The 21,620-nt window shown below is 47.0% G+C and carries 14 protein-coding genes; 10 read left to right on the top strand and 4 right to left on the bottom strand.

The window, feature by feature from the left end:
- Positions 1 to 7: 7 nt before the first annotated feature.
- Positions 8 to 3,142 (bottom strand): sensor histidine kinase, encoded by a 3,135-nt coding sequence (locus GFS24_RS06235; RefSeq protein WP_173002986.1) that lies wholly within the window; start codon positions 3,140 to 3,142, stop codon positions 8 to 10.
- A gap of 269 nt (positions 3,143 to 3,411) precedes the next feature.
- Between GFS24_RS06235 and GFS24_RS06230 the strand changes: the two genes are divergently transcribed.
- Genes GFS24_RS06230 through GFS24_RS06195 form a run of 8 tightly spaced genes read left to right on the top strand, consistent with a single transcriptional unit; the run spans position 3,412 to position 16,226 of the window.
- On the top strand, positions 3,412 to 6,594 hold the full coding sequence (locus GFS24_RS06230) for a SusC/RagA family TonB-linked outer membrane protein (RefSeq protein WP_153658716.1): 3,183 nt from the start codon (positions 3,412 to 3,414) through the stop codon (positions 6,592 to 6,594).
- A gap of 21 nt (positions 6,595 to 6,615) precedes the next feature.
- Complete coding sequence (locus GFS24_RS06225; RefSeq protein ID WP_153658715.1) at positions 6,616 to 8,514, top strand: RagB/SusD family nutrient uptake outer membrane protein; 1,899 nt, start codon at positions 6,616 to 6,618, stop codon at positions 8,512 to 8,514.
- A gap of 18 nt (positions 8,515 to 8,532) precedes the next feature.
- Positions 8,533 to 9,234, top strand: coding sequence for a DUF3823 domain-containing protein (locus GFS24_RS06220; protein ID WP_153658714.1), 702 nt, complete (start codon positions 8,533 to 8,535; stop codon positions 9,232 to 9,234).
- 56 nt (positions 9,235 to 9,290) lie between these two features.
- On the top strand, positions 9,291 to 10,328 hold the full coding sequence (locus GFS24_RS06215) for a 1,4-beta-xylanase (protein WP_153658713.1): 1,038 nt from the start codon (positions 9,291 to 9,293) through the stop codon (positions 10,326 to 10,328).
- Positions 10,329 to 10,361: 33 nt separating this feature from the next.
- Positions 10,362 to 13,526 carry a PVC-type heme-binding CxxCH protein gene (locus GFS24_RS06210; protein WP_153658712.1) on the top strand — a complete coding sequence of 1,055 codons (3,165 nt, stop codon included), beginning with the start codon at positions 10,362 to 10,364 and terminating at the stop codon, positions 13,524 to 13,526.
- Positions 13,527 to 13,539: 13 nt separating this feature from the next.
- Entirely contained in the window at positions 13,540 to 14,235 is a 696-nt protein-coding gene (locus GFS24_RS06205; RefSeq protein WP_153658711.1) for a ThuA domain-containing protein, read from the top strand.
- Positions 14,236 to 14,260: 25 nt separating this feature from the next.
- Positions 14,261 to 15,373 carry a Gfo/Idh/MocA family protein gene (locus GFS24_RS06200; RefSeq protein WP_153658710.1) on the top strand — a complete coding sequence of 371 codons (1,113 nt, stop codon included), beginning with the start codon at positions 14,261 to 14,263 and terminating at the stop codon, positions 15,371 to 15,373.
- Positions 15,363 to 16,226: a sugar phosphate isomerase/epimerase gene (locus tag GFS24_RS06195; protein WP_216647364.1), complete on the top strand. Its 864-nt coding sequence runs from the start codon at positions 15,363 to 15,365 to the stop codon at positions 16,224 to 16,226. The genes GFS24_RS06200 and GFS24_RS06195 overlap by 11 nt, the downstream gene beginning before the upstream one ends.
- 102 nt (positions 16,227 to 16,328) lie before the next feature.
- Here GFS24_RS06195 and GFS24_RS06190 read toward each other — a convergent pair whose 3' ends face one another.
- On the bottom strand, positions 16,329 to 18,200 hold the full coding sequence (locus tag GFS24_RS06190) for a DUF2207 domain-containing protein (RefSeq protein WP_153658709.1): 1,872 nt from the start codon (positions 18,198 to 18,200) through the stop codon (positions 16,329 to 16,331).
- 7 nt (positions 18,201 to 18,207) lie between these two features.
- Entirely contained in the window at positions 18,208 to 18,765 is a 558-nt protein-coding gene (locus tag GFS24_RS06185; protein ID WP_153658708.1) for a LemA family protein, read from the bottom strand.
- A gap of 94 nt (positions 18,766 to 18,859) precedes the next feature.
- Between GFS24_RS06185 and GFS24_RS06180 the strand changes: the two genes are divergently transcribed.
- Entirely contained in the window at positions 18,860 to 19,807 is a 948-nt protein-coding gene (locus GFS24_RS06180) for an MBL fold metallo-hydrolase (RefSeq protein WP_153658707.1), read from the top strand.
- Positions 19,804 to 21,066 (top strand): voltage-gated chloride channel family protein, encoded by a 1,263-nt coding sequence (locus tag GFS24_RS06175; RefSeq protein WP_371729958.1) that lies wholly within the window; start codon positions 19,804 to 19,806, stop codon positions 21,064 to 21,066. Before GFS24_RS06180 ends, GFS24_RS06175 begins: the two co-directional genes overlap by 4 nt.
- Here the strand turns inward: GFS24_RS06175 and GFS24_RS06170 are convergent.
- Positions 21,060 to 21,605, bottom strand: a complete 546-nt coding sequence (locus tag GFS24_RS06170) for a hypothetical protein (RefSeq protein WP_153658706.1) — start codon at positions 21,603 to 21,605, stop codon at positions 21,060 to 21,062. The two genes, GFS24_RS06175 and GFS24_RS06170, sit on opposite strands and share 7 nt — an antisense overlap.
- Positions 21,606 to 21,620: the final 15 nt, after the last annotated feature.

Below are 21,620 nucleotides of genomic sequence, written 5' to 3'. Positions count from 1 at the left end.
GATGTCTTTAGAGGTTTTCAGTTAGGCCCGGAATGGCCAGTACAAAGGTGTTCAATCCATTGTTCCGCTCAGCAACATACAGTTCTCCTTTATGCAGCGTAGTGAGAGAGCGGCAAATGGATAATCCGATCCCTGTTCCTTTTTGCTTCTCATTATTTTCCAGCCGTACAAATGGTGCAAAGATCTTTTCTTTCATCTCATCAGGGATCAGGTTGCCGTCATTGCTCACCTCCAGTGTGATCATCCCTTTTTCCGTATCCTTCAGCTGTATCTTCACCAGTTTATCTGCATACTTGATGGCATTGCTGAAAAGGTTGCTGAAGATCTTGTTGAGGCCTTCCTCATCCGCATAAGCAAATACGGGTTGATCCGGCACGGTAAGCTGGTATACCAGCTTTTTCTGTGCGGCAGGGATCTTAAAGTTTTCATAAGTGTCCTGCAACAGCTCCGTTATATTCATGCGGGAGAAATGTAACCGGAAGCCGGTGGACTCTGTTTGCCGGAAATCCAGCAGCTGGTTGGTGAGTTGCACCAGCCGGTTGGTATTCCTTTCCATGATCTGCAGATGGTTCCTGTTGGCAATGATCTCTTCCGGATTTTCTATCACCTGTTCCAGCGGCCCTTTGATGAGTGTTAAGGGCGTATTGATCTCATGCGCCACATTCGTGAGGAAATCAACTTTAGCCTGGTAAAGTTCTTTTTCCTTTTTGTGCTGTAATTCTTCCAGTTTGCGTTTATGTTTTAAATTCTGGCGGTGATGATAACGGTTGATGAAATAATAACAGCCTGAAATAAACAGTAAGGCATATAACAGGTAAGCCCAGGAGGTGGCCCAGAACGGTGGCTGGACCTCTATTTCCAGTGTGGCCGGATGTTCTCCCAGTTTGTTGTTGTTATCCGTAGTGGTTACGGTGAACCGGTATTTTCCCGGCTTAAGGTCTGTAAAATAAACGATCCGGTTGGTTTCCAGGTGCGTCCATTCCTTATCCAGCCCATCCATTTTATAAGCATAGGAAATGGTTTCCGGCGCTGTGAAACTGAGCGCGGCAAAATCTATGCTGAAGGAACTTTGGTCATGCGGCAGCACGATCTTTTTAGTGAACAGGATGGCCTTTTTATCTTCCAGTGTAGTGGCTTTGTTCTTGATGTTGAAACCGGTGATATAGACCGGTGCCACAAACGTGTCTTTGATGAACTCGTCCGGGTTAAAGCTGATCATTCCTTTCACACTGCCTATATACATTTTACCGTTCTTATCCTTGTAACCGGAGCTGTAGTTGAACTGGTCATTCAGGATGCCGTTGATGCTCGTGAATACTTTGATCTCTTTGGTCACAGGGTCCATGCAGGCTAATCCCCTGGAAGTAGTGATCCACATCTTCCCGCTATTGTCCTGTAATATCCTGAAGATATAATTGCTGGGTAAACCATCCCGCGTGGTATAACGGGTAAATGTTTGTGTTTTCCGGTTGAGCCTGCAGGCGCCTTCACCTTCCGTGCCGGCCCAGATGTTCTGGTCTTTATCTACCAGCACATTGTTAATGCTGTTGCTGATAAGGCTGGTAGAATCTTTTTCGTCATAGTTGTACGAACCCTTTTTTCCCGTGCGTGGATTATAATAATACAATCCTTTGTCTGAAGTGCCCACCCAGATATTGCCTTCCTTATCTTCTGCAATACTGCGCTTATTGCTATAGGGCACTTCCTCCACTTTGGTAAATGTATTACTGGCCCGGTTGTATTTCACGAGGTCATTGCCTGTGCCTACCAGTATATCGCCGGTACTGGTCCTGAAAATAACCACAACGAACATATTGGTGAAGGTATTGGGACCTGCATCGAAGTGGTTGATCAGTTTGCCGGTGGGAATGTCAATTACATCCAGGCCATTGTCCCAGGTGCCTACCCACAATTCATTTTCGATGGCGAGTAAGCCATGTACATTTGTATGAGAGATCTTTCCGGGTTTATAATGTGTGATCTTACCGGTGGAGAGTTCCATTTTACTTACGCCGTTATCTTCCGTACCTACCCACAGGTTGCCGTATTTATCCTCACAGATCTCGCGGACGGCGTTGCCACTGATGGTCTGGTCACTATTATCAGGGAAGTATTTCTGAAAATAAGTGTATTGCTTCGGGTAATAATTAACACCGCCAAAGTAAGTACCGGCCCATATGCCTCCTTCCTGGTCCCGGCGCAGGCAATACACCGCATTGTCTGTAAGGGAATAAGGATTGTTGTATTGCTTGCGGAGGTTGGTGATCTTTTTTGTGGCCAGGTCGTAAATATAGATGCCGGATTCAGTAGCAATCCAGTATTCACTGTCTTTGTTATGAATGATATCCCGTACATAAACACCTACATTATTAGGATTGTAGGTAACAATATCCTCATACTCCCCGGTGTGTATGTTCATTAATTTTATTCCCTGGGAAGCAGTACCTATTAATAATCTGTCATCAGTTGTAGCCCGTATTACATTAATGGCTTTTGTAGTTGTTTTAGGAGAGTGCCAGTAAACATCATAACTGTTCAGCTCGCCGGTAGCAGGATCAAATTTCTTAAGGCATCCATTATAAAAACTCATCCACACCAGGTTGCCGGCAGAAACGTGCATGTTATTCACATAGTTAAGGTCAGCCTTAGGGGAATACATTAAAGTAGTATCATGCAGGTGATCATACATATATAATTTGCCTTCACTGATGTACCATATGTTGCCACGCGTATCAGTGTGCAGGTTCCGTATCTGCTCCGGGAATGTTCCCCTGCTGCTGGTAAAGCTTTCCGTGGCTGCGTTATACTTATGCAATCCCCTGTTATTTACCACCCACATCTGGCCTTTGTTGTCTTCATGCAGCGCGTACACGAAGTTGCCGGGCAGGCTGGTAGAATCCTCTGCAATATGCCGGAATACCTTCCACACATGGCCGTCAAAGCGGTTCAGGCCATCCTTTGTACCCATCCATAAAAAGCCCTGACGATCCTGCAATACAGAGAACACCGTATTGTGAGAGAGCCCGTTCTCTACCTGGTAATGCCTGAAGTAGTATTGCTGGGCTTTACTATAGACGTTAGTAAAGAGAGCGGCAAAGAGAAGTAACAGGTATTTGAATTTCAACGTGGTTGATTTATGCACTGCCTCAAATATAATCTGTTGCGCACAATAATGTTACGTTTTGGCTAAAAAATGAAATAAATCGGCGAATGGTTCTGAAATGATTTTTATTTCTTTGATAGACGTTAATGAACTGATATACATAAACCAGGATCCAAAATCGATATCCACGTCATGAGGGATTGAAAATAACTCCCTTTGTTTTATTCTGACTATTTGATGAGCGTTACCACGAACGGCTTAACTGGATAGCTATGTCTTCCACTAATCACCCAAAATCAGATTCACTTATGAACAACACTACACACAAGCTTCTTCACCATGCATTGTCAGGCAGTATATTATTGCTGCTGATGATGTTTTCCGCTCCCGTCTTTTCACAGTCAGGGCCTGTTAAAGTTTCAGGCACCGTGAAAGATAGTACAGGAGCAGGACTACCTAACGTAACAGTGTACGAAAAAGGAACAAGGAACGGCACATTATCAACGCCGGACGGGCATTTTACCCTAAGCGTGAAAGCCAATGCGGTATTGGTTATCACGATGGTGGGATTTAAGCAACAGGAAATAGCGATCGGGGAAAGAACAACCATTCCCGTTATCCTGTACACATCTGCCACTGATCTTACAGACGTGGTAATTGTGGGCTATGGCGCCACTAAGAGAAAGTCACTCACCAATGCCATTTCCACTATCTCCGCAGCGGACATTGGAAATGTAAAGGGAGGTTCTACCACGAGTGCTACACTGGCAGGTAAAGTGCCCGGTGTATCTTTCCGCATGCCAGACGGCCGCCCCGGTGCATCTGCCAACATACAGATCCGTAACCTGGGTAATCCTTTGTATGTTATTGATGGTGTACAGCAGGATGCTGGTCAGTTCAATAACATTGCATCTCAGGATATTGAAAGTATCTCTTTCCTGAAAGATGCGGCAGCAGCCATTTACGGGGTGCGGGCAGCAAACGGGGTAGTAGTGGTGCAAACAAAAAGAGGACGTGCCGGAGCGCGTAGCACCATTAACCTGGATGCCAGCACTGGTTTGCAGAACTGGACCCGCTTTATTAATCCGCTGAAAAATTCATATGATTATATGAGCCTCAGAGCGGAAGCGGAAATGAACCGCGTTGTACCAATCCTTCCTGGTGGTAATCCTGGTAATCCTATTACTACCAATATCACACCAGCCGAACTGGAAAAATACAAAGCCGGAACAGAGTATGGTTATCAGAGCTTCAACTGGAGGGATTATATCGTACAGGGAAATGCACCCCTGAATGTATATAACCTGAACTTCACAGGTGGAACAGAAAATGTGACCTACTACGTTTCTGCTACCCGTACTTTTCAGAATTCTGTATTAGGGAGGGAATATAAATTCACCAGGACCAACATTCAATCCAATGTGTCTGCGAAAGTAGCGAACGGCCTGAGGGTAGGCGCTAACATCAATGGCCGGATAGAAACAAGGGAGAACCCCGGTGTGCCGCAGGTGGACGACTACTGGCAGGCACGTTTTGCCATTATCCGTAACACGCCCCTGGAAAGACCTTTTGCCAACGATAATCCACAATATCTCAACGACATTAAACACAACGAAACCAACTGGGGCTATCTCAATACCAAGTATGCCGGTAAGTACAAGGAAGACTGGCGTGTAATGCAGATCAACCTGGATGGAGAATGGGATATACCCGGCATAAAGGGCCTTAAGCTCACGGGATTGTATTCCTACTACCTGGCTGATCAGTTATTGAACAACCACGAGTACACTTATGATACGTATACCTATAACCCTGCCGATCAGAAGTATACAAGAACGGGGGGCAGTATCAACCCATGGAGGGAGCGGAGACAGCGGAAGGTGATCAATCAGACCTCCCAGATAAAACTGTCTTACGACAGGACTTTCGGGAAACATGGTATTTCTGCCATGATCGTGTCCGAACGCCTTCAGAGCCAGAACCTGGAGAACTGGATCCATGCGGTGCCTACCACCAATGTATTGCCGCTGATCTATTTTGCCACATCAGACCGATATGATGATATAGATAGCAGGCAGGCCAGAACAGGTATTGCCGGAAGGATAAACTATGCTTACGACAATAAATATTTCCTGGAAGGGATCATGCGCAGGGATGCTTCTTATCTCTTTCCGCCAGACCACCGCATAGGATACTTCCCCAGTGTGTCTGCCGGTTGGAGGATCACGGAAGAACCTTTTATGAAGAATCTGCTGGGTAATAACAAGGTGTTGTCCGACTTTAAGATCCGGGGTTCATATGGTATCCTGGGAGATGATGGGGATGCCCTGGGGTTGGCTGCTTTTTCTTATGTGGAAGGATACAATTACAATGCAGGAATAGCCATACTGGATGGTGTACCTGTGATCGGGTCTGAAGACAGGGGAGCGCCTATTACCAATATCACCTGGCTGAAAAGCTCTATGTTCGACGTGGGGTTTGATTTCAGCCTGTTCGAAGGCAAACTGTCCGGTTCTTATGACTACTTCTACAGGAAACGTACAGGATTGCGTGATGTAAAAATAGATGTACTGATACCCTCAGAGATCGGCTATGGCCTGCCCAACGAAAACCTCAACAGCGATGCACGTTTCGGGCATGAGTTTTCCCTGGGATATAACGGAGATGCAGGCGAATTCAAGTACAGGTTAGGTGGTAACGTTGGTTACTCCCGTGGAAGGTTCCTCACTGCTTACAGACGTGTTTTCTTCAACTCTGTAGATCAATACTTCAATTCAGATATTAATCGCTTACGTGGTTATGTATTCGCGTTTGAAAATATCGGTCAGTTCACTTCCCAGGAACAGATCAATAACTATCCTGTAAATATAGACGGGCAGGGTAACAGAACATTGTTGCCTGGAGATCTGATCTTTAAAGATACGGACGGCGATGGCAGGATCACGGATAACGACCGCCGCCCTATTGGATGGGCTACAGGTTCTCAACCAAATATCAGCATTGGTTTTCAGTTTGGCGCCACCTGGAGAGGATTTGACTTTACTGCAGATTTCTCCGGTGCTACCCAATACACATGGTTCCAGGAAAATGAATTGAAGAATCCGTTCCAGAATGACGGTAACGTGAGCAAGATCTTTTTAGACCGCTGGCACCGTGCAGATCCTTATGACCGCAACAGTGCCTGGATACCGGGTAAATATCCTGCTACCCGTTATAATGAAGGCGGTCACAGCAACACCCGTCCGTCTTCTTTCTGGGGGCATAATATCACCTACTTCAGAGCAAGGACAATTGAACTGGGATACACTATACCTGTTTCACTGGTGAACCGCGCAAAGATGCAAAGAGCACGTTTCTATCTGAACACATTCAACCTGTTCTCATTTGACAATGTGAAGGAATTTGACATCGATCCGGAGGTGAATGAAACAAATGGTCTGCAATATCCGCAGAACAAAGTGATCAACTTCGGCGTGAACCTGTCCTTTTAACGAAAACTTATTACTATTATCATGAGAAAGATATTATCCGTAACGATACTCTCCGCCGCCCTGTTAGGTTCCGGCGGTTGCAAAAAGGAAAGTGAATTTCTGAATGTACTGCCAACGTCTATCCTCACCAATGACCAGGCTTTTTCAGACCCGGGGCAGGTGCTTTCTATATTGGCTAACCTGTATAACCGCCAGGTGGATATTGCTACCATTAAAACCTGGGAAACCATGGCTGATTTTGGAGAAGCATTTCCCTCCACCGGCGGAGCGCCCGGCCCGGTGCAGCGCACAGATTGGGGATATGGTGACTGGGGTACCTGGGATTATGGGTACATCCGCCACCTGAACCTTTTTATTGAAAGATGTACTGCCGCCAAAGCCTTATCTGAAGACAATAAAAAACGGTTCCTCGCTGAAGCCCGTTTCCTGCGTGCAAACTATTATTTCGAAATGGTGAAGCGCATGGGTGGAGTGCCTTTGATCCTGGAATCCCTGCAATACGATTTCAAGGGAGATCCTACCTATCTTCAAAACCCGCGGGCCACGGAAGCAGCGATGTACGACTTTGTGATCGCTGAGGCAGAGGCTATTAAAATGGATCTGCCGGCTGACGTAAATCAAAAATCCAGGGCATCAAGAGGTGCGGCGCTGGCCATGCTCACGCGTGCTGCATTATATGCAGGTTCCATCGCAAAGTATGGTGTGAATACGCCGCAGGTAAGTTTGCCGGGTGGAGAAGTAGGTATTCCCGCAGCACAGGCTAATGCATACTATACTAAAGCATTGGCGGCTGCACAGGAGCTGATAGGTGGTACTGCCGGCGCTTATGCACTGTACAAAAAGAAACCTGATCTGGCAGAGAATTTTGCATCTATCTTTTACGATAAAGGCAGTAACCCGGAATCAATATTTATTGAAGACTTTAAGCTGAAAAGCGGAAAGGTGCATGCATTTACCATCGCTAACCAGCCAAGGTTCGGTGCAGAAGAAGAGGAAGGTGGTCGTACCAATCCATCTCTGAACCTGGTACACTCTTTCGAGAGACTGGACAATTCATTTGCACCATTGCCTATCGCTGATGGCGGAGGTAATCCTATCTATTATACCAATCAGCCTGATCTTTTTGCAGGACGGGATGCCCGTCTTGCAGGAACTGTTCTGTTACCTGGCACTGCCTTTAAAGGAAGAACGGTGGATATCTGGGCCGGTTACCTGTTGGGAGACGGAAGCATTATTTCCGGAGATCAGCGTGGTCAGTTTAAAACACTGCCAGGCACCGCAACGGCTGTACAGGTAGTAGGTTATGACGGGCCTATCAATGGTATGGAATTTACAGCTCAATCCGGTTTCTATATCCGCAAGTATCTCGATCCGGCAGCTGGTTCAGGTTCCCGCGGTACCAGCAGTGAAGTACCCTTCATCCGTTATCGTTTTGCGGAAGTATTGCTGAATGCTGCGGAAGCCGCCTTTGAACTTGGGCAAACAGGTGTTGCCGCCGGTTATATGAACCAGGTGCGTGAACGTGCAGGCCTCATAGTGCCGCTGGTTGCAGGCAATATAACCCTTGCAAGGATCATGCATGAACGCCGCGCAGAGCTTTGCTTTGAAGGACATGTATTGTATGATAATAAACGCTGGAGAAAAGCACACACAATTTGGGACGGCCAACCGATGTCTCAGGCAGACCTGCTGGCAAATATCGGTACAGCTGCAACAAGGAATACACAGCCCTGGGCTTTATGGTCCTACAAGCTGCACAAGCCAGGAGATCCCAATCACGGCAAATGGCTGTACAGGATACTCAAATCACCACTGGTCACCGGTGCTAACCGTTTCCGCTTTGGTAATTATTATTCCAACATCAACAACGACATCCTTGCTAACAATCCCAAGATCGTTAGACAGCCAAACCAGGATTAAACCGCAAAAAGTAACATCATGAAAATCATCATAGCCATACTCAGTTTTTCTCTTTTTCTATGCGCCTGCGAAAAAGATAACTACGATCCTCCAACCGCTCAATTAAGCGGGAAGCTCGTATACCAGGGAGAGCCCATCAATGTGGAATTTAACCAGGTACCTTACAACCTCTTCCAGTTTGGTTTTGGTAAAACAGGCCCTGTGAGTAATACTTCCTTTACACAGGAAGGCACTTACTCCGTGCTTTTGTTTAACGGAACTTACAAACTAATTATCCCCGCCGGTCAGGGCCCCTTCCTTTGGAAAAAAACACCCGGCGGTGCACCCGATTCCATTACGGTAACCATGAACGGCAGCCAGCAACTTGATCTGGAAGTAACACCGTATTATATGATCAGAACGCCGCAGATCACGGCGGCAGGCAACAATGTTAACGCTACTTTCAAATTGGAAAAAGTGATAACAGACGCTAATGCAAAAAACATAGAACACGTGAACATCTATCTCAATAAAACAGCTTTTGTATCCGGCAATAGCAGCTATAACTTAGTTTCAACAAGAAGGTTAGGAGCAGATATTGTTGATCCAAATAATGTAGCCTTATCTGTTGTGGTACCCACCATCATACCTGCACAGAATTACATTTTTGCACGCATAGGCCTGAAAATAGCTGGTGTAGAAGACATGATCTTTTCACCTGTTGTAAAGCTGACGCTATAACAAAAGAGGAGGGCTGAGCTTTTTCAGCCCCCTTATCACTATAAAAGACGGAACGAATGAAAAAAATGCTTTTGGTATTAGCGGTATTGCTGGTTGGATTACAAGCCTCCGCACAAAAATGGACAAAGGAAAAGGCAAATGCATGGTACAGTAAAGTAGCCTGGGGCGCAGGCGCGGACTTCTTACCCGCTACGGCTATCAATCAGCTGGAAATGTGGCAGAAGGAAACTTTCGATCCCGCAACTATTAACCGGGACCTTGGTTATGCAGCAGGTATCGGTATGACCTATATGCGGGTGTACCTGCATCATCTTGCCTGGGAAATTGATAAAGAAGGATTCAAAGACCGCATGAAACAATACCTGGCTATTGCGGACAAACACAAGATCAAAACCATCTTCGTATTCTTTGATGATTGCTGGAACGACACCTACAAAGCCGGCACACAACCCGCACCTAAACCGGGTATCCACAATTCCGGCTGGGTACAGGACCCCGGTGTAGTAACCGTAGATCACGCTTTGCTGGAAGCCTACGTGAAAGATGTACTCACCACCTTCAAAAGTGACAAACGCATTTTACTGTGGGACTTATACAATGAACCCGGTAATTCAAAACACGGTAATAACAGCATGCCCCTGCTGCAAAAAGTATTCAGCTGGGGATGGGCGGTAAGACCAGATCAGCCACTCTCTGTAGGCGTCTGGAAACTCAGCTTGAAAGAACTAAGCCAATATCAGTTAGACAATTCAGACGTGATCACTTATCATGATTACCAGAACGATAAAAAACATTTTGCCTTCATAGATTCTGTATTGGTACCAAGAGGCCTGCCGATGATCTGTACGGAATACATGGCCAGAACTAACGACAGCCGCTTCGAGACGATCCTTCCTGAACTCAAAAAGAGAAAGATCATTGCTGTCAACTGGGGGCTCGTAGCCGGTAAATCCAATACCATCTATGCATGGAACACACCCATCAAAGATGGCAGCGAACCTCCCGTTTGGTTCCACGATATCTTCCGCCAGGATGGTACTCCCTATAAGCCTGCGGAAACCGCATTGATCAAATCATTAACCGCGGTAAAATGAACGTGGGCCGGTAAATAAGTAAAATAAAAGACCATGAAGAAGGTAATAGTTTTATTGATCACAGGATTGTTATGTGCTTTCTCACAAGACTCACAGGACGAAGGAAGAAGGGCAGAGGTGTTGTTTTTTGGCAAAGGAGATAAAACCCGGCATGCATCATGGCTGGCCACGAAATTGTTTAAGAGTGGCATCAATCTCACCTATGCAGAAAACCTGGATAACCTGGAACAGTACGATGGCGTGATCATCAATGCGGCATTAACCCCCGCACAGGAACAAAAAGTAAAAACTTTCGTGGAGAATGGCAAAGGCCTGGTGTTACTGGATGTAACAGGAAAGAGTTACAAAGGCCGCGTGTTCCGCACCACCAAAGGAACAGATGAAAGCGCCTGGAAAACAAACGCATTTCTCAACAATATGCGGGACAGTATCCTCTGGACGCTGGGAGATGCGGTAAAACAAAAGATCCTGGCCGCTAATATCCCGGACGTGGATATCTACCAGTCGGATACGATTGCGGATTATACCAAAAGATACCTCGTGCCTAAAATGCAGGAAGCCCTGCAACCAAAGCAGTCTAATAAACTCACACAAATACCCCTGGGTTTTGAGATCCAGCTCTTTGCACAGGAGCCGGACATCACCAAACCCATTGCGATGGCATGGGATGAAAGAGGCCGCCTGTGGATCGTGGAAACGGTAGATTATCCCAATGCATTTACGGAAGTGGACAGTGTGGCCAATGACCGCATCAAGATCTGCGAAGATACAGATGGTGACGGTAAAGCAGACAAGTTCACCGTATTCGCAGATAGCCTGAACATCCCTACCAGCATCACCTTTGCCAATGGCGGCGTGATCCTGGCAATGGCTCCCAACTTCCTGTTCCTGAAGGATACGAACGGAGATGATAAAGCAGATGTGCGCAGGGTGATGTTCACCGGCTGGGCTAAACAGGATACGCATTCCGGACCATCCAACCTCCAGTATGGTTTTGATAACAAGATCTGGGGCGTGGTAGGTTACTCCGGCTTCAATGGTACTATTGATGGCAAACCACAGCGGTTCGGACAAGGTGTATATCATTTCAGATCTGACGGAACAGACTTTGAATTCCTGGGCCGCACTTCCAATAATACCTGGGGTCTTGGCATCTCTGAAGACAATAACGTATTTATTTCCACTGCCAATAATACCCACAGCGCATATTATTCACTCCCGCTCTGGCATATGACACGCAGTGTACCCGGGCAGCCAACCGTAGATCCCGTTCAGAAAATAGACGGGCACTACGATGTGCATGCCATGACACCCAACCTCCGGCAGGTGGATGTAGTAGGAGGATTTACTTCCGCTACAGGTCATCACCTGTACACGGCCCGTAATTTCCCGAAAGAATACTGGAACCGTATTGCCTTTGTATGTGAGCCAACCGTACGCCTCGTGCACCAGGCCATCATGGAACCGGATGGCGCAGGGTTTAAAGAAAAAGACGGATGGAACCTGCTGGCCAGTTCTGATGAATGGTTTGCGCCTGTACAGGCACAGGTGGGGCCTGATGGCGCTGTATGGATTGCAGACTGGTACAACTTCATCATCCAGCACAATGTGTTCGTAAAAGAACAGGCGCCCAGTGAAATGGTATTGCCTTTTACGGATCAGCCGCATGGTAAAGGGAATGCTTTTGAAAGCAAACTCCGTGATTCCGTACATGGAAGGATCTACCGTATTGTACATAAAGACGCGAAGCCTTACAAACCTCTGCAATTATCCACGTTGGATGTACCAGGGCTCGTAGCCGCTTTGTCTAATGATAACATGTTCTGGCGGATGCACGCACAACGCCTGCTGGTGGAATCCCAGGCAAAAAGTGCGATCCCCGCATTGTATAAAATCATCAATGATCCGAAGGTGGATGCAGTAGGGCTGAACAGTCCTGCCGTGCATGCATTATGGACATTGCAGGGTTTGGGAGAACTCAATGCAGCTTCTTTGCTGGTAGTGACCAAAGCCCTCAAACATCCTGCTGCAGGGGTGCGAAAAGCAGCGTTGGAAGTAATGCCACGCAACAGCAAAAGTATTCCTGCTATTACACAAAGTGGTGTGCTCAATGATCGTAACCTGCAAACAAGACTTGCCGCATTCCGCGCCCTGGCAGATTATCCTGCTTCTTCGCAGATCGGTGCCCTGTTATACAAAGCTTCACAAAGCACGCAGAACGGGAAAGATCCCTGGCTGGCCCGTGCATTGTTTGCTGCTGTGATCACCCATGAAAAAGGATTCCTGGCGGTAGCAGATCCCGCTTCTCCTTATATCAAAGCGTTACAACAGGCCACTTACCAGCTGGACCGTGGTGTGTCTTCTTTAGCGCTGGATGTTACCGCCAAAGAGATCACCATTAAAGCATTGCTTAATAAAAGAGAGAACCGTGAACTGGAAGGGCCTTTGGTAGTGCAGGGTGATAAAACAAATGGCTACGCGCTGTTCGTTTCCAAAGATAAACTGACAATGGTCGTGAATCAGAAAGGGGTTGCTTACCAGGCAACTACTACCGAACCCCTTCCTGACAAAATGGAAATAACTGCACAACTGTTAAAAACAGGGCAGATACGTATTTTCATCAACGATGCCGTAGCCGCTACCGGCAAAGCCCCTGGTCTGTTCACCGCGCCTCTCACTGTAGCACTGCGTACAGGAGAAGATATGCAGGAACAACAAAGAGTAGCAGTATATGCCAGCAACAGGTTAAGGGGAGATCTTCGTGATGTATCACTGTCCTTAAATGGTTCAGGCAATGACGGTGCCGCTGCCGCAGTTCCTTCTGTGGTGATAGACCTGAAAGTAGTGAAGGATATTATGCAGTATGATAAAAAACGTTTTTCCGTGAAAGCAGGGCAGAATGTTACCATCCGCCTGGAGAACCCGGATGGCATGCAGCATAACCTGCTCATCATTAAGCCCGGTACCCTGCCTGTTGTAGGCGCTGCGGCGGATGCCATGGTAAGAGATCCCAAAGCTTCTCAAATGCAGTATGTACCCAAAGTGCCGCAGGTATTGCATGCTACCCGGTTGTTAAATCCCGGAGAAACCGTGAGCCTGAAATTCATTGCACCCAAAACGCCGGGAGAATATCCTTTCGTTTGTACGTTCCCGGGGCATTGGAGAGGCATGAATGGAATTATGGTCGTAACTAAATAAAATACCCTCTTTTATGAAACTATTGAAACTCGTTACATTATTACTGCTCTTAAGCAGTGCCTCCTTTGCACAGATCCGCGTATTAATAGTAGGCGGAGGAAGCTCTCATGATTATGACCGCTGGTATAAAGAGGCAGATGCCGCCACACTGGAACGGGGTGGACTGGCCACCGTACAGTACACCAGTGATCCAGATGAGATCCTGCCACAGTTGAAAAACATTGATGTGCTTTTCCTCTGCAACAATCAGCCCCTGAAAGATACTTTACTACGGCAGGGCATCTTTGATTTTGTGAACGCAGGAAAAGGATTGATCCTTGCACATGCCGCTATCTGGTATAACTGGAAAGATTGGCCGATGTACAACTTTAAACTCGTGAGTGGTGGCAGCCGCGGGCATGCTAAGTACGGAGATTTCACAGTGAATATAAAAGATGCAAAACATCCTGTAACAAAAGGCGCCGTTAAGAAATTCACACTGAAAGACGAACTGTACTATTACACACCAGACCCTGCTGGTCCTGGTATAAAAGTACTGGCTTCCACAGCACCGGATGCAGAAGGCAAAGTATTTCCTTCCTTATTCGTAGTGAATCACCCCAAAGCACGCATCGTAGGTTTTGCTTTAGGGCATGATGCAGAATCACATGAATTGCCGGTGTACCAAACCATTTTAAGGAACGCCGTTAAGTGGGCAGCAAAAAAATAATCTTTAATAATAAATCAGCATTGCAATGAAACAGATCACTGTAGTTATCGTAGGCATGGGCTTTGGAAAGGAATTTATACCCATCTATCAGCGTCATCCTGCCATTAAAAGAGTGGGCATTTGTACCCGTAACCGTAAAACGCTGGATGAACTGAAGGCTAAATTTAACCTCGATGAAGATTTGTTATTTACGAACTATGAAGATGTGCCGAAACGGGAAGATGTAGATGCCATTCACATTGTAACACCTGTTCCGGAACATGCAAAGATGACACTGGCTTCCCTCAACGCCGGCAAACATACCGCCTGCACCATTCCCATGGCCATGACGGTAGAAGATTGTGCCGCCATTGTAGCAGCCAAAAGAAAGGCAAACAAAGTGTACATGATGATGGAAACCGCTTTGTACACCCGTGAGTTCCTGTACGGACTGAACCTCGCAGAAACAGGCCAGCTGGGCCGTATCCAGTTTGTACGCGGTTCACATATCCAGGATATGAGCATGGAAGGATGGGATGAATACTGGAAAGGATTTCCGCCGATGCTCAATGGCACACATGCTATTTCTCCTTTGCTGCGCATCAACAACACAAAAGCTGAGACCGTGGTATGCCATGGCTCCGGCAGGCTGAGCGATGATCTCGCTAAAAGATACAATGCTCCTTTTGCGGTAGAAACGGCCACCTTTACTTTGAAGAATTCAGATGTGGTAGCAGAAGCCACCCGTTCTCTCTTTGATGTAGTGCGCCAGTATCGCGAAAGCTATGATGTATACGGCACTAAGATGTCTTTCGAGTGGGAACAATTGCAGGATGAAGAACACATAATATTTGATGGTGGTGAAAATGCCCGCAGGATAGATGTACCGGATACGGATGCTTTGCTGATCCCGGAAATAGCCAGCTTCACCAAACGTGAGAAAATAGATGATCCCAATCACGTATCCTTCTTACAGGGCGCCGGCCATGGCGGATCACATCCGCACCTGGTACAGGAGTTCCTTGCTGCGATCGTGGAGGGCAGGGATTCTGCCGTAGATGCACACATTGCGGCGAATTACACCTGTGCGGGTATCTGCGCACATGAGTCTGCCATGAACAATGGAAAACGTATCAATATTCCTGATTTTGAAAAATAGTTCCATGCAGTTTGGCGCAAGTACTTTTATCTGGGTATCCCCATTTTCTACCGCTTCTTTTCATCTCCTGCAAAAGATCAAAACAGCAGGGTATGATATCATTGAAGTAGCGGTGGAAGATGCGGCTATAATAGATTGGAATGAATTGATCAGCAGGGCGCGTGATCTTGATCTGAAGATCACTATCAGCGGCGCGTTTGGAGAGGACAGGGATATATCCAGCACAGATTCCCGTATCCGTTACCAGGGGCTCCGGTACATTGCCAATTGTGTTACCATTGCTGCAAAAGTAGGCAGCCCCGTATTTGGAGGGCCTGTTTATTCTGCCGTTGGTAAAACAAGGATCGTGTCCCCGGAGCAAAAAAAACAGGAACGGGAATGGTGCATCAATGGCTTAAAAGAATCAGTCAAAGTGGCCGCAGATCACGGCGTGGTGATAGGACTGGAACCACTCAACCGCTTTGAAACGGATATGATCAATACCGTAGATCAGGCGCTGGAACTGGTGAAAGAAGTAGATAGCCCGCATCTGCAAATACTGCTGGATACCTTTCATGCGAATATTGAAGAAAAGAATATACCGGCTGCCATCCGGAAGATAGGTAAAGCATTGCTCTGCCATATCCAGGGTAACGAAAGTGATCGTGGCACGCCGGGAACCGGGCATCTGGACTGGCCAGGCATCAAAGAAGCGTTAGTGGAGATCGGGTATGAAGGCGCTATCGTTCTGGAAACATTCGGAGCGCCCTCCGCTGCCCTTGCCAAAGCCGCCTGCATATGGCGGCCACTGGCCAATAGCGCGGATGAACTGGCTACAGAAGGCGCGAAGTTTTACAGGAAAATGTATTCGTGAATCAATAGTCAATTAAAATGGAAAAAGGCTCCCGGATCACCGGGGGCCTTTCGTTTTATGAAGTGTGGCAGTTTGCTTTCGGGTTATTTACGTAGGCATGCTTTACCAGCCACCGCCACCTCCACCACCACCACCGCCACCGGATGATCCGCTGCTACTACTTCCGGAACTCCAGCTGGAAGAACCACTGCTACTACTGCTGCTCCCGGAACTACTGCTGGCAGGAGGTGTAGGATCTATCTGCGCAGCCGACACAGAAGAAACAAAATGATTAGGGAAACGATTGTAATTAAGCGGTTCTCCCGAATACCATTCCGGAGAATAATTCGCCTGCTCCAATACATCCTTGAATTTATCTCCCCAGGCATTTTCAAGTTCCAATGCAATGGCATAAGGCAATAACCTTTCAAACAATTCCGGTGTTCTTTCCGGCGGAGTAAGCATATCCAGCCGTTGCTCTTCAGCGGTTTCCAAATACATCTTAAAGCCTTCTATGGCAGCTGATTTCTCTGCACCCAAAGGAGTGGGGGCTTTGATCAGGTAGATGTATACAACGTAACCTACTATGATGAGACCAAGGAATACCAGCGATAATATAGAAAATCCTTTCAGGAAATGTCCCAGGGCGATCAGTGGAATGATTAAGAATAATCCACCGCCTAAAAGGAATGCATAAGCACCACAACCATCTTTCAGCATTCTCAATCCTGCAAAAAATAAACCGCTGCCTGCAGCCAGGAAGGGTACCATGAAAAGAATAGGTAAAGCCTCCGTTCCATTAGTGAGGAGCAGGTACAACAACAGGACGCCCAGCAGCATCAGGCCGCCATACAGCATGAGTTTGATATTAGGCCGGTAATAGGATTTAATATCAAACTGACTTACAATGGAACTGTTAAAGGCTCTGCGCGCGGCAGAAAATTTCGCATGGTTCTTATCATCTACATTGATCCGCTCTTTATTGCGTAGTAATTCCTCGTAGATATCCTGCTCTTCTTTGGGCAGCACCGTAGGGGTGGTTGGACCTTTTTCAATCACATAATCACCAGAATCTTCCTTGATGCGGATCACTTTTTTTACGGCCATATGCACGAGCGCTGCCGTAAATGATTTATTCCCGGATTGCCGGGTGTATAAATAAGCAATCGCAGCAGGAGAGAGCCCATCCGGTGGTTCAAATGTGGGCACTACTACAGGTTTTACCGGGTCCATTCCATATTTGCGCCAGGTATAGTAGAAGAAACCGAACAGGATGGCCAGTAAGGGTATTTCTTTAAAGTTATTGAGGAAGTCCAGCACCCGCTCACCGAATGAAGGTGGTGGAGGCCTTTTTATGAACCCTATGGGAAAGGCCACCGCAATGGTGAAGCCATCTCCCGGATTTAATTCCCGGTTACAGGAAAAGTGGGTATCCTGCACCGAGCAGTTCGTTTCTTTAGAGCCTGAAGGCCCGGTATAACAGGCGGTGCGTTTGATACTGGCGCCATCAGGCAGCTCTACAGATGCAGAAGCCTTGATGATAGGCAGGTTCCAGTCGTTCCCCGTTACATTCCAGTAGAGTTCATCAAAGTCCTCAAAGAACCCGATGTGCCCCATTGTTTCATACTGGATAGTATATTCATATACCCCCGGTTCCAGGTCTACATCCGCATCCCCGATCCTGATCTTCGTGTTTTCTCCTTCTTCCATGGTAACGAACGGTTCCTGCTGGCCATTCTTTGTTACTTCTTTAACGGTGATGTCTATCCGCTTTTTATGGCCGTAAATATCCTGCCGGTAAACGGGGATCGTTCTGAAGATGCCTTTCTTTATCTGATCGCCTGCAGCATATACTTTAATATGCTCCGTGATCGTGATGAGGCCGGATCTGTCTATAACGATGGCTGCATGGAAGGATTGAATGCTTTCTGCTTCCTGTGCCCACACAGGAAAAGTGGCAAAGAACATTGCCAGGAATAATAATACTTTCTTCATAAACGGGTTATTGGAAAGAAACAACTGGTCTTTCCCGATGGCTGCTATCTTCTATTTCAAAGAATTCACTTTTCTCAAATTTGAACATACCGGCAACAATGTTGGAAGGGAAACTTTCCACGAGGATATTATTCTCCCTTACAGTGCCATTGTAATAACGGCGCGCAGATTCCAGGTTATTCTCTATATCTGCCAGTTCTGCCTGCAGTTGCCTGAAATTCTCACTGGCCTTCAGGTCAGGATAATTTTCTGCTACCGCGAACAGGGAGCCCAGTGCCCGGGTGAGTCCGCTTTCTGCCTGTGCTTTTTCTGTGGTAGAGCCTGCATTCATGGAAGCTGTACGGTAACGGGTCACTTCTTCCAGGGTGCTTTTTTCATGTGCAGCATATCCTTTCACCGTTTCTACCAGGTTGGGCAACAGATCATACCTCTTTTTGAGGCTCACGTCAATGCCGCTCCAGGCTTCTTTTACAAGCGTTCTTTTACTCACCAGCTTGTTATACAGGCTCACTGCCCATATCCCGATAAGGAGAACAATGACCAGTACTGCAATTGAAATACCCATAGTTATAATTTTCAGGTTCAGCCGGAAAATTAATCGAAATAATTGATTCGCGGTACCCGAATTCATTTCCCTACATTTGTACATCATTGCAGATATGTCATTATTCATTACATCACTTAATTCCGGCAGTAACGGAAATTGCTATTATATCGGAAACGACAGCGAGGCCGTGTTGATCGATGCAGGTATTTCCTGCCGCGAAACAGAACGGCGCATGTTACGGCTGGGGCTTTCCATGCAAAAAGTGAAGGCTGTTTTCATATCACATGAGCATATAGACCACATTCGCGGGGTAACCGTGCTTTCCAATAAATACCATCTCCCGGTTTATATCACTTCCGCTACCATGCGCCATGGGGGCCTGCAATTGAAAGATCACCTGGTGCTGCCTTTTAATGCAGCCGAACCGGTTAACATAGGACGGCTCAGCGTAAAAGCATTTGCCAAAGAACACGATGCCGCAGAACCACATAGCTTTACCATTACACAGGAAAATATCACAGTAGGCGTATTCACAGATATTGGCATCCCCTGCAATAACCTCGCTTTTCATTTTCAGCAATGCCATGCGGCTTTCCTGGAAGCGAACTATGATGAAGTGATGCTGGATCAGGGTAGGTATCCTATCTTTCTGAAGAACCGGATCCGCGGAGGAAAAGGTCACTTATCCAACACACAGGCGCTGGAGCTTTTTACAAGTCTCCGCCCTGCATTTATGAGCCATCTTTTATTATCCCATCTTTCCAGGGATAATAATGACCCGCAGCTGGTGCAAACCATGTTTGATCAGCATGCAGACGGTACACAGATCATTGTAGCTTCCCGTTACCAGGAAACGGCGGTTTTTCATGTTACAGGCGCTGCGGTGAAAAGGCGTTTCCCAAATGCCAGTGCAGGCAAAACGCTTATGCCAGGTGCGCCGGTGCCCATTGCCAACAGGGTCGTGAACCTGAAAGGGAAACTCCCGGAATCAGGCGTTAACCGCAGCCGCAGAGCAGCTTCCCGGAACGACGATATTTCACAATTAGAATTATTTCAGTGAAAGACCATAAGTACTCCTTAGAACATTTTTCTATCGTACGTCATCTGCTCTACTGGACCGCATTGGCTATTCCCGTATCCATCGTTGCCGGTTCGCTGGTAGCTTTGTTCCTCTGGCTGCTGGACCTTGTTACGAATTACCGCTGGGAACATGAATGGCTGCTCTGGTTGCTACCGCTGGCAGGTGTTGCCATCCATTTCTTATATAAACTATGGGGCAAAAATGCAGAGGCCGGTAACAACCTCATCATGGAAGAGATCCATGAACCGGGTGGAGGAGTGCCCGCCCGGATGGCGCCTTTAGTGCTCATTACCACGCTGATCACACATCTGTTCGGAGGCTCTGCAGGAAGGGAAGGTACGGCTGTACAGATCGGCGGCAGTATGGCGCAGTTGTTAGGCAAATGGTTCCGCCTCTCCAAAGAGGATATCCGCATCATACTCCTGATGGGGATTGCCGCAGGCTTTGGCGCTGTATTCGGCACCCCGCTTACAGGTGCTATTTTTGCCCTGGAAGTGCTCACCATTGGCAGGATCAAATACAACGCGCTGGTGCCTTGCCTGGTAGCCAGCTTGCTGGCAGATATTGTTTGCAGCACCTGGGGTATTCATCATACAAAATATCACATCACTTACACATCACTTACTCACTTTGATTTCCTGCTGATAGCAAAAGTGGTGCTGGTTGGCGTGGCTTTTGGCTTATCAGGTTACCTGTTTGCAGAAGCCTCACACGGCATCAAAAAACTCGCCAATCGTACCATTACAACCCATAAATGGCTGATCCCGGTAATAGGCGGATGTATGATCATTGCGCTCACCTTCATTGCAGGAACAAACGATTATCTCGGCCTGGGCGTTACCGCTAAATCGCCGGATGGTATTTCCATTGTAAATGCTTTTCATGAAAATGGTGTCAGCTCCTGGAGCTGGCTCTGGAAGCTGGTGTTTACTGCAGTTACTTTGGGAATGGGATTTAAAGGGGGAGAAGTAACACCCTTGTTCTTCATTGGCGCGGCACTGGGGAACACGCTCGCTGTTTTAACCGGCGCACCGGTAGACCTTTTTGCCGGATTAGGTTTCATTGCCGTATTTGCCGCAGCCACAAATACCCCCATCGCCTGCACGATCATGGGTGCTGAACTATTCGGCACAGATCATATCCTTTACTTTGCCATTGCCTGTTTTACGGCTTACTATTTCAGCGGGCATTCCGGCATCTATTCCGCACAGCGTGTAGCCGTTAGAAAATATCAGTAAATAATATAGCCGATCTTAGCCCCGATAGCCGGAGAGCCGGTGCCTTCCTCAGCGCGGCTGTCGTACCGCAGAGAAAAGCCCAGCAATAGCTCAAAACTGAACCGTTTGCCTATACCCCGTTGCATGCCCCAGGAGGGTGTAAGCACGGCAGATGGGTTATTGTAGGCATTATCGTAAGCGATAGGCGTAAAAGTATATCCCAATGCAAGGCTCAGAAAATTACCGGAATTATTGGTAATGGATTTGCCCCGGCGTAATCTTTTATCCAGGTTGTAATAGTGTCGCGCTTCTGCAGACAGGTTAGGTGCTAACGTATAACCGAAATCTCCCCCAAATGTTGAGTTGTAAGAGTAAACGAAACCATAATTCAAACCGGCTTCAAAGTTTAATGAAATGTTCCTGGAAATGCTTTTTTCATAACTGGCAGAAGCGCCGAGGAAGAGAAGGTTTGCTTTTACCTGTGAGGATTTTAAACCCTCCTGGCCTAAAGCAAATAAAGATGTCAGGATAAATAGTTGGAGTAAGATCAAACGTTTCAAGCACAAAATTTTAAT

This window comes from Chitinophaga sp. SYP-B3965, assembly GCF_009647655.1.
Classification (GTDB): domain Bacteria; phylum Bacteroidota; class Bacteroidia; order Chitinophagales; family Chitinophagaceae; genus Chitinophaga.
This window is presented reverse-complemented; position numbering and strand designations above follow the sequence as displayed.